We start from the raw sequence: 21,213 nt of genomic DNA, 5'->3' as shown, positions 1-21,213 counted from the left end.
TGTTGATCACAACATAAGATGTGTGACGTCTGATGTCCATGCCTGATGTCGAGGCTTGTTGGCCATCCCAGTTACCCGGCCCTCAGCCTTACCGCTGACGTGGCACCCAGAACTCCACCTCGGTGCCCTCCGGCGGGTGACTGTGGATGCTGGTCGTGCCGCCGAGATCGGCGATCCGGCCCCGCATCGACTGAGCCACCCCCAGCCGGCCGGCGCGGGCCGCGTCGGCCAGCCGCTGTGCGTCGAACCCGACCCCGTCGTCACGGACGGTCACTCGCACCCCGTCTCCTTCGTCTTCCAACAGCACCCACGCCCGGGCGGTCTGGCCGGCGTGCCGGCGGACGTTGTCCAGGGCGGCCTCGACCGCCGCGACAAGTTCGGCGGCGGGACCCGACGGCAACACGACTGGTTCTGCGGGCGCGGACACCTCGACCATGGGGGAGGCCAGGGCGGTGAGCGCCGTCCGCAGGTCCGCTTCACCGCCGGTACGGGCCACCTCGGCGCCGCCGGTGAGTAGGTTGCGCAGTGCGACCTCCTGCTCGCCGGCCAACTTTGCCAGCTGTGAGCCGGTCGCTCCCAGCTGCGAGCCCTGCCGCTGAACCAGCGCCAGCACCTGCAGAACACCGTCGTGGATCGGCCGGGCCAGCCGGTCCCGTTCGGCGGCAGCAGCCTCCTGTCGGATCAGCTCGGCCCGTTTCCGTTCCGCCCAGCGTTCGGCCATGTGATGCGCGACGCCCAGACCGCCGATCGCCGCGCCCGCCACGAGAAGCAACACGGCTGATGTGGTGATGTGGAAGACCGGGTTGAGATACGACGACGCCGGCAGGCCATCCTGCAGATACGTCACCTGGACAATCTGTAGCCCGCTGGCGGCGAGCACGCCGACGAGGGGGCCGAGCACGGCAGGAACAGCGCCACGGGCCGCGAGCACTGGCGCGGTCGCGCCGGCGACCGCCGTAGCCGCCGCGGTAACCAGAACGAGCAACAGTAGCGCCGGAATGACCCGCTGCTGTTCGGCCAGTTTCTCCGGATGGCCGGTCGTGGCGGCGTACGCGATGAGCACCGCCGTTGCCGCGCCCGCCGCCAGCGTACCGGCGGCCGCGACCCGCCACCGACTGCTGGCGGCCGCCGCACCGACCACCGCACCCGCGAGCGCACCCAGCCAGCGCACCGGACCCATCGCGCTGAGCGCGGTGAACGCCAGGATCAGCGGTGCTGCCACCGCCACCTGGACGGTTGCGACAGCGAGCGCCGCGGCCAGCGACCACAGTCCCGCGACGGCCGCCAGGCCCATCGCCACCACCAGCGTGACCACACCTGTCACCGCGATGGCCACTGCCTCGTGCCGGTACAGCGACGACCAGCTGACGTCCAGCAGCGCCGCGAGCCGCTCGGTGGTCAACAGGGACAGCGGAAGCACCAGGCACACCGCCAGCCCGGCGGCGATGACCAGCCGCAACCGCTGCCACGCCCACGGGCTGGTGCCCGGCGGCCCGGCCGCGGCGCCGTCGCCACGTCGGATCCGCCGGGCCGCGGGGATGAGCGCAACGAGGGCAACCGCGGTCATACCGGCATGCCAGGCAGGCCGCGACGGGTCCGAGTACAACCAGCCGGGGCCGACCAGCGCGGAGCCGACCAGGCGGGACCCGAAAGCCAGCCCCACCAGGGCCGCGCCCACACGTGGTGAGCCGTTGCCCAACAGACTCTGGGCACCGGCGAGGACGCCCACCAGGGCGAGTGGATACGCCGCGGAATGCGCGAAGGTCAGCACCAGCGGGTACGACAGGCCCGTCAGCTGCGCCCAGACGTAGGGCACGCTCAGCAGGCCGGCCACGGCCAGCAGAAACGGCCACCAACGCAGCAGGCACAGGCCCACCACGGTCGCCAGGATGGGGATCAGGGCGAGTATCCACCCCTGACCGTGGTACACCGGCCGCACGGGCGTGGCGATGAACGGCGGCAGCCCGCCAGCGTACTGGGGCGATGTCGCTACCGTGAGTAACAGGCAGCCACCCAGGCCAGCCAGAGCCTCCCGCCACTGCGGCGGCTTCTCCATCATGGCGCCGATCATGACCGATCCATCGGAACCGCGCCGTCCGCCCGGCCACAGGTGACGGCCGCGGCCACGCCAGGATGCGGCAGGCGGTCGGGCCGACCCTCAGGGCAGTATTCGAAGTGCCACCACTCGTTGTCGTACCTGCGGTACAGGCCGTACCGCGCGCCATGCCGCTCCAGCCAGCGAGCGCCTTCCGAGGGTCGTATGTCCAGGGCGGTGCCCGCCACGTGGCGCGACTCGTCTGGCGGGAGCGTCCACCGCCGAGCGGCCGCCACCGACCCGCTGCGCCGGACCTCCTCGGCGTAGAGAGCCGCTTGCGTGGCGGCGTCCCGGTAACCAGAGGTCAGTCCTATCAGCTCCCCGTACCGCCACAACGCCTGGCTGCGCGCCGCTTCGAAAGCCGCCCGGGCCGGGGGAGCCAGGCCGGCCAGGTTCTCGGCCGGGAAGCGCAGCGCCAGCGCCCACTGGCAGGCCGTATGGCGGGCATGCCCCGGAGCGACCATGTACGCCAAGGGGGCCAGCAAAAGGGCCAGCAGCCTGGTGACGGCAGGGTAGACCAGATCCCTGGTGCGAACGGTCCGGGCAGTGCCGACGCGGTGGGTGGCGTGCAGAGACATGCCCACCACGATCTCGATACCGACGGCCGTGGGCATGAGTCTGAGTACTCAGCACCGATGGCTCAGGCGGTGTCGCGGCGACGGGTCAGCTGGATGCCCGCTTCGGGAGCAGCAGCTCCTCATGATCGAGTTCACGTTCCAGAATGCGGAGCTCTTCGTCGGGCAGCCGGCCGGCGTCGCGCCAGCGCACGAGCTCCTCGCGCTGCGCGTCGATGGCAGTCCGGCGGACACGAAGCGCCGTCTCGTACTGCGGTGAGGTCGGTATCTCGGATGACCCGCTCCGCTCGAGCAGATCGAGCCGCCCGCGGTAGCGCGCCAATCGGGTCAGCAGCTGCGTACGGGTGGTGTTGACGGCCACTGCGCTGTCCGGCTCGTCGGCGGCAACTTCGTCGAGGCGGGCCAGGGCGGCCTCGACCGCCGCCGAGCGGGCCTCGTTGCGTACGCGAGCCTGGTCGGTCTCGTTGGCGCGCAGGCCCAGCATCCGCACGAGCGGTGCGAACGTCAGGCCCTGCCCGACGAGCGTCACCAGTACGACCACGAAGGTGCAGAACAGAAGGAGGTCGCGATCGGGGAAGGGCGCGCCACTGTCGGTGGTCAGCGGCAAAGTGAAGATCGCGGCCAGGCTGATGACGCCGCGGGTGCCGGACCAGCTCAGTGCCGTCACCTCGCGGAAGGAGAGCCGGCGGGCGTTGCGATCCGCGCGCGCGACCTGCCGGGCGCTGCTGGGCTCGTCGGGGTCGTCCTGCTCGGATATGCCGCCCAGCCGGGTGTGCAGCGACCGGGGGAGGGACTGGGTCAACACCAGCCACGCCGGGCGGAGAAGCAGCACCACGCCGACAGATATCGCGACGGCGATGACGATGGTGGACAGGTCGTACTGGCGCAGGCCCTTGATGACCTCGGGAAGCTGCTGGCCGATCAACAGGAAGACGAAGCCTTCGAGGAGGAAGTCGACCAGCCGCCACACCGCGCTGGTCTGCAGCCGGGCGGCGCCGGACCCGAGCTGGGGCGTCTGATGGCCGACGATCAGCCCGGCGACCACCACGGCGAGCACCCCGGAGACGTGTAGCTCCTCGCCCAACAGGTAGGCCACGAACGGTGTCGCGAGCGAGATGGCGTTGGACATCAACGGGTCCGCGGTCAGCGGTCGGGCCAGACGTACCGCCCAGGCGACGGCCGCCCCCACGGCGACCCCGCCGACCGCCGCCAGCAAGAACTGCCCAACGGCGGACGGGAACGAGAACTCACCACCCACGGCAGCGGCCACCGCGACGCTGAGCATCGTCAGCGCGGTGGCGTCGTTCAGCAGCCCCTCGCCCTGGATGAGCGTGACCAGCTTCGGCGGCAGGTTGACCCGGCGGCCCACTGCCAGGGCGGCCACCGGGTCGGGCGGCGCGATAGCGGCGCCGACCGCGATGCCGGCAGCCAGGGTCGCCCCGGCGACGAACAGGTGGAACCCGACTCCCACGAGTACCGCGGTGAGGAGCACCAGCACCACGGACAGGCTGACCACGATGCGGAGGTTCCGGCGGATGTCCAGCAGCGAGGAGTCCAGTGCGGCGCTGTAGAGCAACGGCGGCAGCACGACCATGAGCACAAGGTCGGGATCAAGGCTGACGTTGGGGCCCGGGAGCAGCGCGTACGCGATGCCGATCAGCGGCAGAAGCGCTGCCGCCGGCAGGCCGGTGCGGGCCGCCACCCACCGCACGGCGACGATGACCGCGACGGCGGCGAGCACGAACAACAACATCGAATGGGTGCTCACCTGGTGACTTCCCCCTGGAGCGGCGTGAGGTGCGAGGTCCTTCGGGTCGACTGCCGGCTCGCGGCCGAGCCGGCCGGTCGTATCCGATCGGTGACACCCGTCGACGCCGTAAGGCCTGGCAGCGCAGCCTGCAGCAATCCCGAGCCTACCCGTTTGATCAACGCGCCGTTCAGCGGCGGTCCCGGGAGAGCGTGCGACCAGGGGAGGACGTCAGCGGTGGGGTGGTTGTACCGAGAGTTCGTGCTGGAAGACGTTCCGTGGGTCCCATCGGGCCTTGACCTGCTGCAGTCGCGGGTAGTTGGGGCCGTAGTAGAGGTCGGTCCAGGATCGGGATTCGGCGGCTCGTGGCCGCTGGTGTCGACCAGCGGCCACGAGCCTTCGCGTACGGCTGCTAACCGACGACCACGACACCGCCGTCCTGCACCGGTTGCAGGTGGGCCGGGTCGAGATCGTCGGGCGCACCCCGCCCACTGTCGTAGACGACCCGTCCGCCGTCGTTCTCCCAGATCCTGATCCGGAACCGGTCCACGTCGCGCCCGCCCGCCGCGTCGTCGGCGACCGTCACCTGGTACGAGTACCCGGACTGGCCATTCACCGTTCCCTCGCCGCGGTACTGGCCCACCGCGCCGGAGACGGTCAGGCGCTCGTTCGTCGTCCCGGCGAACGCGAAGTCGCGGTCCCGCAGCCGGAATGTGGTCTGCCCGAACGGGGTGGGCGAGCCCTTCACCAGGTCGGCGACGAAGGCGAATTCGCCCGTGCCGGTGGCGGTCAGGTCCGCGCTCCAGGATCCAGGTGGGGAGACGATCGCACCCGCACCGGCGACCGTGACATCAGCCGGGTCGTAGACCACGATCCGGATCGTCTGCTGCCCCAGCCCGCCGTCGCTGTCGGTGATGGTGAGGCGGGCGAGGTGCACACCGGGCCGCAGGTTGCCGGTGGCCACACAGACGCCCTCGTTGCGCGCCTCGGTGACCACGCCGGGGATCGCCGGCTCGGCATCGTCGACGTCCCAGTCCATCGTGCACCGGTGAGCGTCCGGGACGCCCGGGTCGGTGAACGTGGCCCGCACGCTGACCGGACCGGCCGCCCGCAACTCCTCGTCGAGCGCGATCGGGCTCACCTCGATCGGCGGGTTCGCCACGGTGACCGTCACGGTGTCGGTCGTGGTGCCGTGCCGGGCGTCGGTGGCGGTGAGTTCCAGCCGATAGGTGCCACCCCGGTTGGCCCGGAACGACGGCCTGCTGGCCGTCCCCTCCAGTTGCAGGCCGCTGCCGAGCCCGCCGCCGTTCGGCTCGGCGAGCACCGTCCAGGACAGGGTCACCGGGTCGCCGTCCGGGTCGGTGGTCCGGCTCGCGTCCAGGGTGACCACGTCGCCCTCGGTAGCTGTCCGGTCCGGCCCGGCGTCGGCGAGCGGTGGGCTGCCGGCGGTGAGCACCCGTCCCACGGTCACCTCCGTGCGCGCGGTGGCCTGGCCACCGTCGGCATCGGTGGCGGTGACGGTGATGAGGTGTCGTCCCTCGGTGAGCTGTCCGGGGGTGAGGGTGGCGCCCGCGCCGAGGTCGCCGTCGAGGCTGGACGCCCAGCGCACGGCGGAGCCGTCGAGGGTGCCCTGCTCCGGGTCGGCGGCCGACGCGGCCAGCGTCACCGTCTGCCCGACGGCGAAGAACGCGCCGCCGAGCGGGGCGGTGATCCGTACCGCCGGGGTCTTGCCGGCGACCGTGAGCGGCCCGCTGGTGGCCTCGGCGGTGTTGACCCCGTCGGTGGCCCGCACCCGCAGCCGGCCGGTGGCCGCACCGCCGGTGCCCGCGAGCAGCCCGGCATCGAGGGTGTACGACGTCCCGGTGACGCCGTTGGCCAGCACCCGCCAGTCGTCGGACCCGTCCGGGCTGTAGAGGACGCTCGCGGTGACCGGGCCGCCGTCGGCGTCGCCGGCCGTCCAGCGGAGCGTGACCGGCCCGGTGGCCGGCACCGGGTCGGGCGGTGCCTCGCCGGTCAGCGACACGGCGGGCCGGTTCGCCGACACCGCGAGGGCGGCGAGTTCCCGTCCCGTCCGGGTGTCCACCAGGGTTACCCGCCGGGTGTCGGGTGCGAAGTCCACCACCTCGTCGAAGGTGCGTGTCGCCCCGTGTTCGGTGCCTGCCGGTGGGGTGAACGCGTGCTCGACCAGGGTGGTGCCGGCGGCGTCGAGCAGCCGCAGCGCGTACGGGCCGGGGGTGGTCGCCGGGCGCTGGGTGATCCTGGCGACGCGCTGCCCGGTGAGGGTGGCGCCGGCGTCGTCGATGGTGCCGGACAGCGTCAGCAGGTCACCGGCCGCGCCCTGCTGGACGGGTGGGTTCTGCACACGGTCCCGCCACAGCTTCCACAGGTCGTCCGAGACCCACGTGGCCCGGCAGTAGCTCATCAGGTCCGCGACCGGCGGGCTGGTGTCCGGCGCCCAGACGATCCGGCGCGGGACGCCGAGTGAGGCGTCGCCGATGTCGTAGCCGGCGAAGGCTGGGTTTGCCAGGTCCGGCCCACCAATGGTGCCGCGCGGGTACGGGTACGGTCGTGGCCCATCTTCGTCGGTGCGGTCCTCGGTGCACTCCACGTGCCGGGCGCCGAGCAGGTGCCCCAGCTCGTGCTGGATCACGGTCGGACTGGTTGAACCCCCGACGGCAACCCAACCGGGGATGTCCTCGGCGACACCGCCCATCTGGGGCCGGTTCACCAGCACCAGGTGGTAGACGCCGGGTTCCCGCTCACCGGCCGTCGCCTGCTGGTAGCGACTCAGCACCGAGAACGCGTCCGACGCGTCGAGACGGTAGATGTCGTCGTTGATCCAGGAGTACGGGTGTTCGTCCCGGAACTCGGTACGGGTCACTTCCAACCGGCTCGTCGGTAGCGTGCGCCGCAGCAGCGACTCGGCCCGGTTCAGCTCGGCCTCGGCGGGCAGCACCCATTTGCCGTCGCGTTTGAAGCCGAAGCCGACCAGTTGGATCCGCACCGGGTTGGACGCCAGGAAACGCACCGTGCGCTCGTGGACGTTGTCCAGGTAGGTCGGCTCGGTGACCCGGCGGTCGGGGTTGACCTCGACCCGTAGCCGCACCTCGCCCTCGCTGGTCCAGTTCGTCGGCAGCTCGAACAGGAAGCCGCCGCCGAGCTGCCCGCGCCGCACCGTGCGGTCCGGAACCAGCGTCCGGCCAGGGTTGGCCGGCGAGATCGGTGGGCCCAGGGACGTTCCGTCGGGTCGGAACCCGTGCAGAGCGGCCGTCACCGCGGGCGTCGCGGCGTCGGTGCCGACGTACGCCCGGACCACGGTGCGGCGGTCGGCGACCAGGGCGACGGAGTTGCTCTGATCCTGGATCACCTGGGTCGCCTCCAGATCGGCGACGCTCAGGTTCGGTCCCGGTTCGGTGCAGGTGTTCAGGTAGACGCGCAGGCTGTTGTCGACCTCGTCGAGGACGACCACGTCGAGGGACTGGTTGTTGTCGAACCGGCCCACCGCCGCCTGCACCGGTCGCCTGCCGGCGGCCAGCACCGCAGGTTGCCCGAAGGTGCCGTCGCCGCGACCCGGGAAGACGTAGACGGCGCGGCTGGCGTAGCCGACCACCACCAGGTCCGGCCGGCCGTCCCGGTTGACGTCGGCGACGTCCACGTCGTGCGGGCCCTCCGGCCCCGGGGTCAGCGGCGCCAGGTCCACCGACGGCAACTCCTGATCGGCTGGCGGGGGCCCGCTGCCGCCGGCCGGGTCGTGGAAGCCACGCCACAGCCGGATCCGGTCCTCGCCGAGGATCGCGACGGCCGCGTCGAGCTGACCGTCCAGGTCGAAGTCGGCGATCGCGGGCTTCCACGCCTCGCCCAGGCCCTCGATTCTGGGTGCGGGGCTGAGCTTTCCGTCGCGGACCACCGAGGCCGTGCTCTGCGCATGGCTGCTGAACAGCAGGTCGGGTACCCCGTTACCGGTCAGGTCCCCGGCCGTGACGAAGTTGGGCTGGACGTACGTGGGCTGGTCGCCGAGCGTGAACCGGGAGTCGAAGCCGCCGTTGAGGTTGCGGAAGACCCGGACACGGTTGTCCTCCGGGTCGTCCGGTACCTCGGGGTCGAGGGCGGCGAGGTCCGGTAGCAGGTCACGGTCGAAATCGGCCACCGCCACGTCCGCGACGTTGCGGTCGAACAGCACACCACGGCCCGGCCCGAAGCTCGGGTCGGTGCCGGCGTTGCCCGACCACATGCCCACCCCGTCGGTGGTGGCGACGGCGTAGTCCGGTTTTTCGTCCCGGTTGAAGTAGCCGACGGCGATGTTGCGCGGCGTCCCCGGCGCTTGATAGACCTCCGGCGGTGCGCCCGGCCCTATCGATGTGCGGAATGTGCCGTTGCCGACCGCGATGAACTGGTGGACGTCGCCGTCGCCGCCCGCCGACGCGACGAGCAGGTCGTCGAAGCCGTTCAGGTTGGTGTCGGCGACCTCGACGTCACGCGGACCGGCGACCCCGGCGACCGCCGGCATCGCAGTGAACCCGAACGTCTCACAGCCGGAGGCGAGCGTCGCCCGCGCGTCGGGCGTACCGCCGGCTGCGGCCGGCGCGGCCGATGAGGCTGGCACCCCCACGGCCGAACCGAGCAGTACCACGGCCAGAGCCGCTGCCACCCGGCCGGCCAGCGGGCCGAACCATCGTGATCGCATCACTGCCACCTTTCCGTGCCCACGACGGCACGAGGCACGCCGTCAGACACGGTCGTCGTCTGGATGAGGAGTCCCGGCTGGGAACACCGGAAGATGGCTGACGGCGGGCACCGGCGCGAGCCGGGCGGCCGCGCGGCAGCACCGCCCGTCAGCCAAGAACGAGTCTCATCGATGGAATCGGCCGGGACCAGGGTCCGCTGTCCCGGACGGCCGAACAGCCCGCTCGATCTTTCGGTACGGACGCGAGGCAACCCCTGCCCGTCCGTCCACATCGGGCGGACGAGTCGGGAAGGCGATTGCGTCGGCGACGATCGGCAACGAGCGGAGGCTCGTCAGGTCAGTGGCGGCCGGGGGTGGCGTGCACAGGGTGGAGTCGCCTTCCTGACCCTGCTGGGACGGCGGCCGGGCACCGGGGGAGACGGGTCAGGAGGCGGCCAGTCGATCCAGCAGTTCGTTGAGCAGGGCCTGCTCCCCGGCTGACAGCCCGGCCGAATCTTGGTCGAGCAGTGTGCGCAGGGTCAGTGCGGTGCAGGCGCGGGTCATTGCCGGTTGGTCGGCCTCCGGGCTGTTCCGCAGGACACCGGCGAGTGCTGCTTCGCGGACGCGATCGGAGAGGTTCATGTCGCGCTGGTCGTCCGGCTGGGTGATGAGACTGAGAGTGGCCCCGATGTTGGCGGCCAGGATCTGCTCGGCCGCGTCGTCGGCCGGCACCTTGAGCAGCCCTTCCCGCGCGGCCGCGACCAGCAGGTCCCGCAGGATGGCATGTGCTGGTGCGGTGATGGTGCAGGGCTTACCGAGCTCGACCTGTCCGTACAACAGCGCGTAGAACGTCGGATGGTCCAGCCCGAACTGGACATGCCGGTCCCAGCCCTGGCGGATGGCGTCCACCGGATCGCCGGTGTCGCCGGAAGCCGGCGAGGGCCGGACGTACTGGGTGAAACCGTGGCCGATCACCGCGTCGACCAGACCCTGCTTGCTGCCGAAGTGGTGGTACAGAGTTGGTGCCTGCACTCCGGCGCGTTCGCAGACCGCTCGGGTCGACAGGGCGCGGTCGTCGGAGCTGGCCAGAAGTTCGGCTGCGGCCAGCAGGAGTCGGTCCCGGGTGTTTCCGGTCGATGCTCTACTGCCCATGGCGCTAGCATATTCGATGTAGCGCTACGTACCCAGCTGTAGCGGTATGGGTGGGTGGGGTGGTGGCTGAACTGGGCCCGGCAGTCTGTCACGACCCGGGGTTCTGGCGGAGGCGCCTGGTTGGACGCTACAGTTGCCACTGTAGCGATTGACGCTTTTTCGGTGCCCACGTTTCTGCTCGCTCACCGAGGGCAATCCTGCTCAGGGGTCCCGCCAGTCCGCACAGCCCATCCCGCGCCGCCGCACGGGTCGCCGACGACAACGTGAACGGCGCCACCCCGAAAGGTGCAATCAGGTGCGTGCAGGGTCCAGCCGGTGCACCTCGGAGGCTTCGGCCACGGCTCGGCGAGTGACGTCATGAGATGCACGTTCCCCCTCCGGCGGTCGAGCCTTGTTCGTGGCAGGCCCGTCCCACCACACCAACCGGCTCGAACGACCGCAGACGCGCAGCGGCAGCGGTGGGCGGTGGAGACGATGGCGGTGGCTCCACACGACCACCTGCTGGAGATCGGTTGCGGTCGAGGAACAGCCGTCGCGCTGGTCGCCGAACGACTCACCACCGGCAAGATCGTGGCCATCGACCGCGCGGCGACGATGGCGCGGCTCGCAACAGAACGGAACGCGAGCCACATCAGCGCCGGCCGGGCCGAGATACGACGTGCGGGGTTCGAGTCGGCCGATCTTGCGGCCTGTCACTTCACCAAGATTTTCGCAGTGAACGTCAGCCTGTTCTGGCTGGGCGCCGCGACAGAGCAGATCGAGCGGATCCGGGACCTGCTGGCTCCGGGGGGCGTTTTCTACGTCTTCGGTGAGCGGCCCACGTCTGCGAACGCCACGGGGAACGTCATGTCGACCGAACGTCTGCTCCGCGCACACGGGTTCCGCACGACAAGATCAATCGTGGCTCGCGGGCAGAGCCGCTTGTTCACCTGCGTCACCGGTACGCCGATCTGACGATCGATGATGGACGGCACGGTCGGTGGCTTCCGACGTGCCGCGTGGGTGTCGGAGCCCGGGTGGTGACCGGGCCCCGACACCCGCCGAGGGTTGTCAGGCGATGGGGAAGGAGCCGCCGTTCCCCTCCGCCTGGATTGGGTCGAACCAGCGGTTCAGCGGCGCGGCTTGGGTGCGATGCGTGGCAGGACGTACGGCGGTCCGGCGAAGATCAGGTCGGACTTGAGCTCGTGGTACGCCCGCTTGGGTTGGTAGCTCTCGTCGTAGATGGTGGCCATGCCCTGCGGCGGGTCGTTGAACCAGCCCGGCACCCACGAGTGCTTGTCGCTGAAGCCCCAGACGGTGTACGACAGGCAGCTGCGTACGGCGAGGCAGGCCTTCATCAGCACGCTGAAGTTGGCGGCCGACGCCTGCAACCGGGGGTTGATCTCCGCCGAGTTGCCGGCCTGGACCGCCTCGGTCATCTCGCTGCGGACGTCGACCTCGGTGAACGCGGTGGCGACACCGAGCGCGGCGAACTTCTTCAGTGCGGCGGTCACCTGGAGGGTGTCGTAGTTGCCGTACTGGGTGCCCAGGTGGCCCTGGGAGCCGACGCCGTCGATCGGGACGCCCTGAGCGAGCAGACCCTTGACCATGTCGTGGACGAACTGCGGCTTGTCGTCGGCCGGATTGCCGGAGCCGAACGCCTCGATGTTGTAGTCGTTGTAGAACAGCAGCGCCTTGGGATCGGCGGCGCGTGCCCAGCGGAACGCGTCGGCGATGTAGCCGGGCCCGAGGTTCTGCGCCCAGAAGCCCTTGTAGTGCAGGGTGGACGGGGTGTCCCACGGGTCGCTGACCGCCTCGTTGACCACGTCCCACTGCCAGATCTTGCCCTTGTACCGGCTGACGACGGTGGTGATGTGCCTGCGTAGCAGCTCGCGCAGCTCCTGCCTGCTGATGGAGCCGTCGGCGACGCCACTGGTCAGCCAGGCGGGCAGCTGGTTGTGCCAGACCAGCACGTGGCCGCGCACGCTCTGCCTGTTGCGCTTGGCGAACTCGACGAGCTGGTCTGCCGCGGCCCAGTCGTAGGCGCCGCGGGTGGGCTCCAGGCTCTCCCACTTCATCGCGTTCTCGGCGGTGACCGAGGAGAACTCGGAGGTGGTCAGCCGGCGGTACTGCGGGTCGCTGGTGTCGTTGAGGGCCGCCATGTCCACCGCGGTGCCGACCTGGAGGCCGTGGCGCAGGCCGAGAGCGGCCAGGCTCTGCGCGGTCGGATCGTAGGGCCGGTTCGCGGCGGCTGGCACCGTGTTCAAGGCCGCAACGGTCGCGACGGCGACAGCGCCGGCGGTCATCCACCGTCTTAGCTTCATCTGCCTTCCTTTCATATTGATCGACAAGAGTCGATCATGAAACAGAGGGTGCGGGGCCGGTGCTGATGATCTGGGGGTGGGGTCGACGCCGGGTGTCGAGCGGTCGGGCTGACCGTGGGTGGTGCCGGTAGCTCGGGGTGGAAACCGGAAAGCTGCTCGAAACATTATGGTTGTCGATGTCCCTCGTCAACCTCGAAAACTTCCGGAAATCAGTTGTGTGAGCTGCGAAGCCCTGATTGCGCCGATGCCGAAACTTTCGAAGGGTGGCGGCGCGGCGGCATAGCCGGCAACACGAGGTCGCCGGCTGTGCCGTACGTGGATGTGTCTGCGGGTTGCCCTAGGCGCGGACCACGGCATCGCGCCAGAGACGCGGCCTAACGTCGACGGGCAGGCGGCGACGTGGTTGCCGACCCCTGACGCCCCGACCGCTGCGGGCCGGTCGGCTGGGCATGCCAGCGGGCCAGCTCGTCGGCGGTGGCGACGCGTACCGGGTCGGGGTTGGCCCAGCTCCAGTTGGGGTGGGCCCGGTTGGTGAGAAGGACGAACACGAGCTTGCGGGTGGGGTCGACCAGCAGGGAGGTGCCGGTGAAGCCGGTATGCCCGAAGGTGGTCGGACGGCTGAGCCGACCCATGAACCAGGGCTGGTTGAGCACCACGCCGAGCCCGTGGTCGGCGGTGCGGTGCGGCCGTTCGGGGTCGACGGCGGGCAGTCCCGCGTTGGCGTTGGTGAGCATCCGGCGCACCGTGCTCTCGGCCAGGACCCGGCGCCCACCGTAGGTGCCGCCGTCGAGCAGGAGTTGACCGATGACGGCGACCTCCTGCGCGGTGCTGAAGATGCCGGCGTGCCCGGCGATGCCGCCGAGGTGGTTGGCGACGTCGTCGTGCACGACCCCGCGGAGAAGTCCGCGTGAGGAGCGGGCGTCGGTGGCGACCATCCGAGCGTCCCGTTCGGTGCTGCTGATCCAGGTGTTCGGGTTGAAGCCCGTCCACCGCAGGCCGAGCGGGTCGGTCAGGCCGGTCTTCAGTGCCTGGTCGAGGCGTTGGCCGGTGACCTTCTCGACAAGCTTGCCGGCGACCATCAGGCCGACGCTGGAGTAGCGGAACACCCGGCCGGGCACGCCGCCGCTGACCAGCGGGGTGGCCAGGACCGCCTTCCACTTCTCGGCGAGGGTGGGGTAGCCGGTGACGTTGGCGCCCACGGGCAGACCGCTGGTGTGTGCCAGGAGCATCGCCACGGTGACGGCCGACTTGCCGGTGCCGGTGAACTCGGGCAGGTAGCTCACCACTGGTGCGTCGAGGTCGAGGCGCCCCTGCTCGACCTGCTGCAGCACGAGGATGGCCGTGTAGACCTTCGTGATCGACGCGAGGTCGAAGATGGAGTCGGGACGCATCCGGACGCGCTGCGCGGCTGGCAGGAGCACCGGCCCGGCGCCGAAGCGAAGCGCCTCGCCGACGGTTGCCTGAGCGCTCGGCTGCCCGCCGGCGAGGGTGAGCGCCACCGCCCCCGCGTACGTGGGGTGCGAGGGGTTCTGGCTGGTGGGCTGCAGGTGGACGTTCAGGACGCCGGTCAGCCGCTGGCTGATCGTTCTCGAGGTGCGGGCCAGGGGACCGGTGGCCGCGGCGCCACCCTGTCCGGCTACGGGCTCAGCCGGGATCTGCCATGAGCCGGCCTGCCCGGTCGAGGGCTTCGACTGGCAGCCGGTGAGCGCCGCAGCGGCAGCGGAGAGTCCGAGGCCAAGCATCGAGCGTCGATCGATACGCACGGCAGGATCATGCCATCTCATCAGGCGTGACGACAGCACAGCTCTGCGACTGGCTGTTGTCCGTACCTCTGTCGATGGACGGACGGCCACGCGGTGCGTGGTTGGATGCGGGCATGGCTGAGTATCCGCAACTGCTGCACACGGTCATCGACACAACGGACGTCCGTGCCCTTGCCGAGTTCTATCGGCAGCTCCTGGGACTGCGGTACCGGCAGGGCGACGAACCTCCGGCGGATGGGGTTGCGGACGACGCGGACTGGCTCGTCCTCGTGGACGTGAACGGGGCCCGCAGGCTGGCGTTTCAGCAGGTGGAGCGTCTGGAGCGTACGACGTGGCCCAAGCATGACATTCCCATGCAGATGCACCTCGACTGCACAGTGTCCAGTTTCGAGGAGCTGCAGCGGCAGCGGGAGCGGGCCGAGTCGCTCGGGGCGCAGTTGCTGCTGGACCGGTCGGACCACGCGGACGAGCCGCTCTATGTCCTCGCCGACCTCTCGGGTCATCCGTTCTGCATCTTCGTCGGCTGATCCGCGGCTTTTTCGCCACGCGGTCGCCGCTGGCAGCATGTTTCGCTCGGATCAACCCGTTGACACGGCCGTGGTCTGCCCGGAACTATCAGCCACAGTCCAGCGGTCCCGCGTCGTCGGTCACGAGCCTTCATGACAACGATGTCAGGATCGATCGCAGCAGCCACGGTCCACTCTGCCCAGACGTTCGACGTACTCGACCCGGTTCGAGGCGAAAGGCCCTGTCCCCATGTCGCATTCCCCCCCTGTGCGCTCCTGGTCCCCTCGTCTGCTCGCCGCGACAACCGCAGTCCTGCTCCCGGTAGGGCTGCTCGTCGCCGCACCGCTGGCCAGCGCCGCGCCCCCCACGCCGCAGCCCGGCAACTTCAACTCCTCGTTCGAGTCGGCCGACCCGCAACCCGCCACGAGCACCGTGGAGGTCGGCCAGAACGGAAAGCCGATCCAGGCGAACCTCAGCGGATCGGTCACCACGCTGCCAGGAAGCCTGCTCGACCAGGTCAGCGCGGTAACCGCGAGCGCCGACAACCCGCCGAACGAGATCGCCGCGAACCTCAAGGACGACGACCCCGCGACAAAGTGGCTGGTGTTCGCCTCGACCGGCTGGGTGACCTACCGGCTGGCCGAGCCCGCGGCGGTCGTGCGGTACTCGCTGACCTCAGCGGACGACGCACCCGGCCGCGACCCCCGGGACTTCGTCGTGCAGGGATCGAACGACGGCAGTACCTGGACCGACCTGGACCAGCGCGCCGGCGAGACGTTCAGCGGGCGGTTCGCCACCAACATCTACAGCTTCACCAACACGACCGCCTACGGCTACTACCGGCTGAACGTCACCGCGAACTCCGGTGACCCCCTCGTGCAACTCGCCGACTGGAACATCAGCGACGGCTCGGACGTGCGGCCGCCGGCCACCCCCATGGTCAGCGAGGTCGGCGCCGGTCCGGACGGCGGCTACACCACGAAGCCGGAGGCCGGTTTCACCGGATTGGCCGCACTGCGGTACTCCGGTGGCGCCGAAGGCGACGGACGCTCGTACGGGACCAACAAGCTGTTCGACGTCGACATCCCGGTCGGGCCGAAGACCCGGCTGTCCTACAAGATCTTCCCTGAGTTCACCGGGAAGGACGGACGCTACCCGTCCACCTACGCGGCGGTTGACCTGCACTTCACCGACGGCAGCTACCTGAGCGGGCGTTCGCCCGTCGACCAGCACGGCTACGCGCTCACCGCAGCCGGACAGGGTGCGTCGAAGGTGCTCTACGCCGATCAGTGGAACGCGGTGCAGTCCGACATCGGCACCGTGGCAGCCGGCAAGACGATCGACCGGATCCTGCTCGCCTACGACAATCCGCAGGCCACCGGGCAGACCCGGTTCCAGGGCTGGCTCGACGACGTCGAGCTGACGGGCTCACCGGCGTCGATCGACGGCTCACGGCTAACCAACTACGTCGACACCCGGCGCGGGACCAACTCGACGGGCGGGTTCTCGCGCGGCAACAACCTGCCGATCACCTCGGTGCCGAACGGCTTCAACTTCTTCACGCCGGTGACCGACGCCACGTCCAACTCGTGGGAGTACCAGTACCACCGGGTCAACAACGCGGCCAACCTGCCGACCCTGCAGGGCCTCGCGATCTCTCACGAGCCCAGCCCGTGGATGGGTGACCGCAACCAGATGTCGGTCATGCCGGTGGCGGGCGACAGACCCCTCACCGGGACGCCCGCCAGCCGGGCGCTCGCCTTCAGCCACGAGGACGAGACGGCGCAGCCGGACCTCTACCGGGTCACGACGCAGAACGGTCTGACGGCGGAGATGTCGCCGACCGACCACGCCGGAATCATGCGGTTCACCTTCCCGCCCGGGCAGCCGACCGGAAGCCTCGTCTTCTACAACGGCACGTTCACCATCGGCGCGGACGGCACGTTCACCGGCTGGGTCGACAACGGAAGCGGCCTGTCGGCCGGCCGTACCCGGATGTTCGTGTCCGGCGCCTTCGACCGGGCGCCGACGGCGTCCTCGGCGACGTCCGCCACCTTCGACGTCACCGCGGACCGTCAGGTGACGATGCGCATCGCGACGTCGTTCCTCTCGGTCGACCAGGCCCGCCGGAATCTCGACCTGGAGGTCACCGGGAAGAGCTTCGACCAGGTCCACGCCGCCGCCACGGCGGCTTGGAAGGATCGACTCGGCCGGGTTGAGGTCCGGGGCGCGACCGAGGCGCAGTTGGTCACGATGTACTCGAACCTCTACCGGCTGAACCTGTACCCGAACTCGCAGTCGGAGAACACCGGCACCGCCGCCGCGCCGCGCTGGCAGTACGCGAGCCCGGTGTCGGCGCCGACCGGTACGTCGACCCCCACCCAGACCGGCGCGAAGATCGTCGACGGGCAGATCTACGTCAACAACGGCTTCTGGGACACCTACCGCACCGTGTGGCCCGCCTACGCGCTGCTCTACCCGGACGTCGCAGCCAAGATCTCTGACGGGTTCGTCCAGCACTACCGCGACGGCGGTTGGATCGCCCGCTGGTCGTCTCCCGGGTACGCCGACCTGATGACCGGCACCAGCGCCAACGTGGCACTGGCGCAGGCGTACCTCACCGGGGTCAAGCTGCCCGACCCGCTGGCGGCGTACGACGCGGCGGTCAAGGACGCGACCGTCGCGTCCGGGCGCAGCGAGGTCGGCCGTAAGGGCATCGAGACCTCGCTGTTCCTCGGCTACACGCCGACCTCCACCGGCGAGTCGGTGTCGTGGGCGCTGGAGGGCTTCATCAACGACTACGGCATCGGCAACATGGGTGCGGCCCTGGCCAAGGACCCGGCCACGCCGAAGTCGGAACGCGAGCGGCTCAAGGAGGAGTCGCGGTACTTCCTGGAGCGCGCCCGCAACTACGTCCACCTCTTCGATCCGAAGACGAAGCTCTTCCAGGGCCGCGACGCCGCCGGCAACTTCCTCGCCGGTGACCCATTGGACTGGGGTGGCGTCTACACCGAGACCAACGGGTGGAACTTCGCGTTCACCGCGCAGCAGGACGGCCAGGGACTGGTCAACCTGTACGGCGGCCAGAAGGCGCTGCGGGACAAGCTCGACGAGTTCTTCTCCACCCCGGAGAAGGCCGACCGTCCCGGCGGTTACGGCGGCACGATCCACGAGATGCTTGAGGCGCAGGCGGTGCGGATGGGTCAGCTCGGCATGAGCAACCAGCCGTCGCACCACATCCCGTACATGTACGACTTCGCGGGCGCGCCGGACAAGACGCAGGCGATCGTGCGGGAGATCCTGCAGCGCCTCTACGTCGGCAGCGAGATCGGCCAGGGCTACCTGGGCGACGAGGACAACGGCGAGATGTCGGCGTGGTACATCCTCAGTTCGCTGGGCATCTACCCTCTGCAGGCCGGGTCCGCCCAGTGGGCCATCGGCTCGCCGCAGTTCACCAAGATGACCGTCCACCGCACGAGCGGCGACATCGTCGTCAACGCGTCGAACAACAGCACGACGAACGTCTACGTGCAGAGCGTCAAGGTCAACGGTAAGAAGCAGCGCGAGGTGTCCCTCGACGTGTCCGCGCTCGCCAAGGGCGGCACGATCGACTTCCAGATGGGTCCCAAGCCGTCGTCCTGGGGCAGCGGCAAGAACGACGCGCCGCCGTCACTGACCAAGGGTGACGCCGCGCCCAAGCCGCTGCAGGACACCACCGGCCCCGGTCTCGGCACCGCGACCGCGAGTGACGGGCAGGACGCCTCGAAGCTGTTCGACGACTCGTCGACCACGCAGCTGACGTTCACCTCGGCCACGCCGCAGATCAGCTGGGCCTCCCGTGGTGGCAAGCAGAAGCCGAGGTACTACACCGTCACCTCCGGTGCGGCCGCGGGCGATCCGGCGGCCTGGCGACTGCAGGGCTCCAACGACGGCATCACCTGGAGCACCGTCGACTCCCGAAAGGACGAGGTGTTCCCGTGGCGTAACCAGACCCGTCCGTTCACGATCAGCGATCCGGGACGGTTCGCGCAGTTCCGCCTCGCCGTGACCAAGACCGTCGGCGCCGCGCAGACGAACCTCGCCGAGATCGAGTTGCTCGCCGGAGGCGACCTCGAACTCGGTGGCGGCGACATCTCGGTGACCGCCGCGGGCAGCGTGCACGCGACGTCCGGTGTGCCCGTGTCGGTGCCGTTGGCCTCCGTCACCGGGGGCACCGCCACCGGCTACCAGGCCACGATCGACTGGGGTGACGGCTCACCGGTCACCGAAGGAACCCTGACGCTGAGCTCTCGGGCCGTCTACAGCGTCAGTGGCGCGCACACCTACGCCACGCCGGGTCACCACCAGGCGAGCGTCACGGTGACCGACGGCACCGGCCAGAGCTCGGCGACGGTCGGCGTCGACGTGGCCTACGCGCCGAGTTCCGGGCTCACCGCGGCATTCGACACCGTCTGCATCGGCGACGAGGGCACCCTCGCGGCGAACTGCGACGCCAAGTCGTGGGCGTACTCGCGGGCGGCCCTGACGGCAGCCGGCGTGACCCAGGGCCAGCGGCACGAGGTGCCCGGAACGGCACTGACCTTCACGCTGCCGGTGATCCCGGCGGGTCAGCCGGACAACGCCACCGGTAACGGCAAGACGATCGTTCTGAACCTTCCGACCGACGCCAGGAGCATCTCGTTCATCGGCGCCGGCACGCAGGGCGACCAGAGCACCACCGGCACGGCGACGTTCAGCGACGGCAGCACCGCCAGCATCCCGATCCAGATGAGTGACTGGACGCTGGGCGGCAACGCCAACGGCACTCCGTCCTACAGCAACATCGTCGTCGCCAAGGCCGCGTACCGGCTGAGCGGTACGAGCCGGGACGGCGCGCAGCCGTTCCTGTTCGCCACCGCGCCGTACCAGATCCCGGCGGGCAAGACGCTCGTCTCGGTGACCCTCCCGACGCAGACCGGCAACCCCGGCTCGGAGGGCAGGATCCACGTGTTCGCCATCGCGGACGACGGCACGCCGGCCCCCGCGCTGGCGACCGTCGCCCCGAGTGACCAGACGGTCAACGCCGGTCAGGTCCTCTCGGCGAAGCTCGGCTCGGTCACCGGCGGCGTGCCCGGCACCCCGGGCTACCGCGCCCGCGTCCAGTGGGGTGACGGCACGATTCCGGGCGACGTCACGATCGACCAGTCCGGTGTGATGAGCGGACAGCACACCTACACGCAGGAGGGCACCTACACGGTGCACGTCACCGCGTGGGACACGTTGTCGAGCAGCACCGGGACGTTCACCGTGACCGTGGCACGTGGCGCCCGCCAGCCGGCGATCGCGGTGTCCGCGTCCGCCACCACTGGTGAAACGATCACCGTCAACGGCAGCGGGTTCGCTGCCGGTGAGCAGGTGACCGTGACTCTCGGCACCAGCCCGACACGGACCATGAAGGTCGCGGCCTCCGCGGCGGGAGCGGTCCGAGTCTCGGTCCCGACGTCCGATGACGCGCAGCCCGGCCGGTACTCCGTCACCGCCACCGGCGCGTCCTCGCGGACTCCGGCGACGGCCACCGTCCAGGTGACCGAGCAGCAGGAGGCGCCGAGGTATGCACCGGCAGCGGCGCTGACGACCACGGCGGGCCCGCGCGGCACCGCGATCACGGTCGACGGTTCCGGGTTCGCGCCGAACGAGGCGGTCACCATCAGCCTTGGTGACGGCCTCGCGGTCAGCACCGTGCGCGCGAATGGTGACGGCGTCATCTCTGGCGCGACCGTCAGCGTTCCCGGGGCGGCGAAGGCCGGCTCGACCCGGCGCCCTGCCTGCTCATGATCGACTCGACGTCGGCGATGGTGCGGTGCCCGGGGCCTGCGTGGTGAGCGCAGGTGGCATAGCGTGCCGGCATGGCGGCACTGGAACTCGTACCGATGACCGAGGAGCAGTACCTGCGGTATCGGCATCGAGCGGAAATCAGCTATGCGCACGACATCGCAGCTTCCGGCGCGGTGCCGTTGCCGGAGGCGCAGGAGAAGTCGCGCCAGGACTATGACCGACTTCTGCCCGGCGGCTTGGCGACGGAGGGTCATCATCTCTGGACCGCCTACGAGGTCGATGTCGAGATCGGCATGCTGTGGCTGCACCTCGAACGAAAGTCCGACGGTCTGCACGCTTTCGGCTACGACTTCCACGTGGAATCGGACCTGCGCCGCAAGGGCTACGGTCGAGCGATCATGCAGGCCGCGGAGCAGTTGTGCCGGGAGTGGGGCGTCGTGTCCGTGGGCTTGAGTGTCTTCGGTTTCAATTTCGGCGCCCGTGACCTGTACGAGCAGATGGGCTACGAGGTCACCGCGATTCAGATGCGTAAGCGTCTGTAGTCCGCGGACACCGCGCCGACCGGACGGGTCGAGCTGGAGCTGACTCTCCTCA

General features: G+C 70.0%; 12 protein-coding genes. 4 read left to right on the top strand and 8 right to left on the bottom strand.

The features are described from left to right. Nucleotides 1–88: 88 nt before the first annotated feature. The 6 genes from ABZV00_RS09565 to ABZV00_RS09540 form a co-directional block, all read right to left on the bottom strand. Complete coding sequence (locus ABZV00_RS09565) at nucleotides 89–2,071, bottom strand: ATP-binding protein (RefSeq protein WP_355603502.1); 1,983 nt, start codon at nucleotides 2,069–2,071, stop codon at nucleotides 89–91. Next, nucleotides 2,068–2,709, bottom strand: a complete 642-nt coding sequence (locus tag ABZV00_RS09560) for a D-alanyl-D-alanine carboxypeptidase family protein (protein WP_355603499.1) — start codon at nucleotides 2,707–2,709, stop codon at nucleotides 2,068–2,070. Before ABZV00_RS09560 ends, ABZV00_RS09565 begins: the two co-directional genes overlap by 4 nt. A 49-nt stretch (nucleotides 2,710–2,758) precedes the next feature. Then, on the bottom strand, nucleotides 2,759–4,423 hold the full coding sequence (locus tag ABZV00_RS09555; RefSeq protein ID WP_355603735.1) for a Na+/H+ antiporter: 1,665 nt from the start codon (nucleotides 4,421–4,423) through the stop codon (nucleotides 2,759–2,761). A gap of 225 nt (nucleotides 4,424–4,648) precedes the next feature. Beyond that, the gene (locus ABZV00_RS09550; RefSeq protein WP_355603497.1) at nucleotides 4,649–4,810 is read right to left on the bottom strand and encodes a BBE domain-containing protein; all 162 of its coding nucleotides are present in this window, start codon (nucleotides 4,808–4,810) and stop codon (nucleotides 4,649–4,651) included. A gap of 19 nt (nucleotides 4,811–4,829) precedes the next feature. Next, on the bottom strand, nucleotides 4,830–9,101 hold the full coding sequence (locus ABZV00_RS09545) for an FG-GAP-like repeat-containing protein (protein WP_355603495.1): 4,272 nt from the start codon (nucleotides 9,099–9,101) through the stop codon (nucleotides 4,830–4,832). Nucleotides 9,102–9,524: 423 nt separating this feature from the next. After that, nucleotides 9,525–10,232 (bottom strand): TetR/AcrR family transcriptional regulator, encoded by a 708-nt coding sequence (locus tag ABZV00_RS09540; protein ID WP_355603493.1) that lies wholly within the window; start codon nucleotides 10,230–10,232, stop codon nucleotides 9,525–9,527. A gap of 474 nt (nucleotides 10,233–10,706) precedes the next feature. On the opposite strand from ABZV00_RS09540, the gene ABZV00_RS09535 reads away from it, so the two are divergent. Then, nucleotides 10,707–11,186 carry a class I SAM-dependent methyltransferase gene (locus ABZV00_RS09535; protein WP_355603732.1) on the top strand — a complete coding sequence of 160 codons (480 nt, stop codon included), beginning with the start codon at nucleotides 10,707–10,709 and terminating at the stop codon, nucleotides 11,184–11,186. 155 nt (nucleotides 11,187–11,341) lie between these two features. Here ABZV00_RS09535 and ABZV00_RS09530 read toward each other — a convergent pair whose 3' ends face one another. Together ABZV00_RS09530 and ABZV00_RS09525 are read right to left on the bottom strand one after the other, a co-directional pair. Further along, entirely contained in the window at nucleotides 11,342–12,535 is a 1,194-nt protein-coding gene (locus ABZV00_RS09530; RefSeq protein ID WP_355603491.1) for an endo-1,4-beta-xylanase, read from the bottom strand. Between the two features lie 374 nt (nucleotides 12,536–12,909). Continuing rightward, nucleotides 12,910–14,298 carry a serine hydrolase domain-containing protein gene (locus ABZV00_RS09525; protein ID WP_355603489.1) on the bottom strand — a complete coding sequence of 463 codons (1,389 nt, stop codon included), beginning with the start codon at nucleotides 14,296–14,298 and terminating at the stop codon, nucleotides 12,910–12,912. A gap of 113 nt (nucleotides 14,299–14,411) precedes the next feature. Between ABZV00_RS09525 and ABZV00_RS09520 the strand changes: the two genes are divergently transcribed. The 3 genes from ABZV00_RS09520 to ABZV00_RS09510 all read left to right on the top strand — a co-directional run bounded on the left by ABZV00_RS09520 (nucleotide 14,412) and on the right by ABZV00_RS09510 (nucleotide 21,161). Further along, nucleotides 14,412–14,825 carry a VOC family protein gene (locus ABZV00_RS09520; RefSeq protein WP_355603486.1) on the top strand — a complete coding sequence of 138 codons (414 nt, stop codon included), beginning with the start codon at nucleotides 14,412–14,414 and terminating at the stop codon, nucleotides 14,823–14,825. Nucleotides 14,826–15,054: 229 nt separating this feature from the next. After that, nucleotides 15,055–20,619 carry a GH92 family glycosyl hydrolase gene (locus ABZV00_RS09515; RefSeq protein ID WP_355603483.1) on the top strand — a complete coding sequence of 1,855 codons (5,565 nt, stop codon included), beginning with the start codon at nucleotides 15,055–15,057 and terminating at the stop codon, nucleotides 20,617–20,619. Nucleotides 20,620–20,690: 71 nt separating this feature from the next. Then, complete coding sequence (locus ABZV00_RS09510) at nucleotides 20,691–21,161, top strand: GNAT family N-acetyltransferase (protein WP_355603481.1); 471 nt, start codon at nucleotides 20,691–20,693, stop codon at nucleotides 21,159–21,161. The last annotated feature ends 52 nt before the right edge of the window (nucleotides 21,162–21,213 follow it).

Origin of the sequence: Micromonospora sp. NPDC005173 (genome assembly GCF_040608515.1) — a bacterium.
In the GTDB taxonomy this organism is placed as follows: Bacteria; Actinomycetota; Actinomycetes; order Mycobacteriales; family Micromonosporaceae; genus Micromonospora.
The sequence above is the reverse complement of the archived record's forward strand: the minus strand, read 5'-3'. Positions and strand labels throughout refer to the sequence as shown.

Coding starts and splice junctions, on each gene's coding strand:
- ABZV00_RS09545 (WP_355603495.1), bottom strand. CDS start 9,101: ATGCGATCACGATGGTTCGGCCCGCTGGCCGGCCGGGTGGCAGCGGCT.
- ABZV00_RS09530 (WP_355603491.1), bottom strand. CDS start 12,535: ATGAAGCTAAGACGGTGGATGACCGCCGGCGCTGTCGCCGTCGCGACC.
- ABZV00_RS09540 (WP_355603493.1), bottom strand. CDS start 10,232: ATGGGCAGTAGAGCATCGACCGGAAACACCCGGGACCGACTCCTGCTG.
- ABZV00_RS09560 (WP_355603499.1), bottom strand. CDS start 2,709: ATGCCCACGGCCGTCGGTATCGAGATCGTGGTGGGCATGTCTCTGCAC.
- ABZV00_RS09555 (WP_355603735.1), bottom strand. CDS start 4,423: ATGTTGTTGTTCGTGCTCGCCGCCGTCGCGGTCATCGTCGCCGTGCGG.
- ABZV00_RS09510 (WP_355603481.1), top strand. CDS start 20,691: ATGGCGGCACTGGAACTCGTACCGATGACCGAGGAGCAGTACCTGCGG.
- ABZV00_RS09520 (WP_355603486.1), top strand. CDS start 14,412: ATGGCTGAGTATCCGCAACTGCTGCACACGGTCATCGACACAACGGAC.
- ABZV00_RS09565 (WP_355603502.1), bottom strand. CDS start 2,071: ATGATCGGCGCCATGATGGAGAAGCCGCCGCAGTGGCGGGAGGCTCTG.
- ABZV00_RS09515 (WP_355603483.1), top strand. CDS start 15,055: ATGTCGCATTCCCCCCCTGTGCGCTCCTGGTCCCCTCGTCTGCTCGCC.
- ABZV00_RS09535 (WP_355603732.1), top strand. CDS start 10,707: ATGGCGGTGGCTCCACACGACCACCTGCTGGAGATCGGTTGCGGTCGA.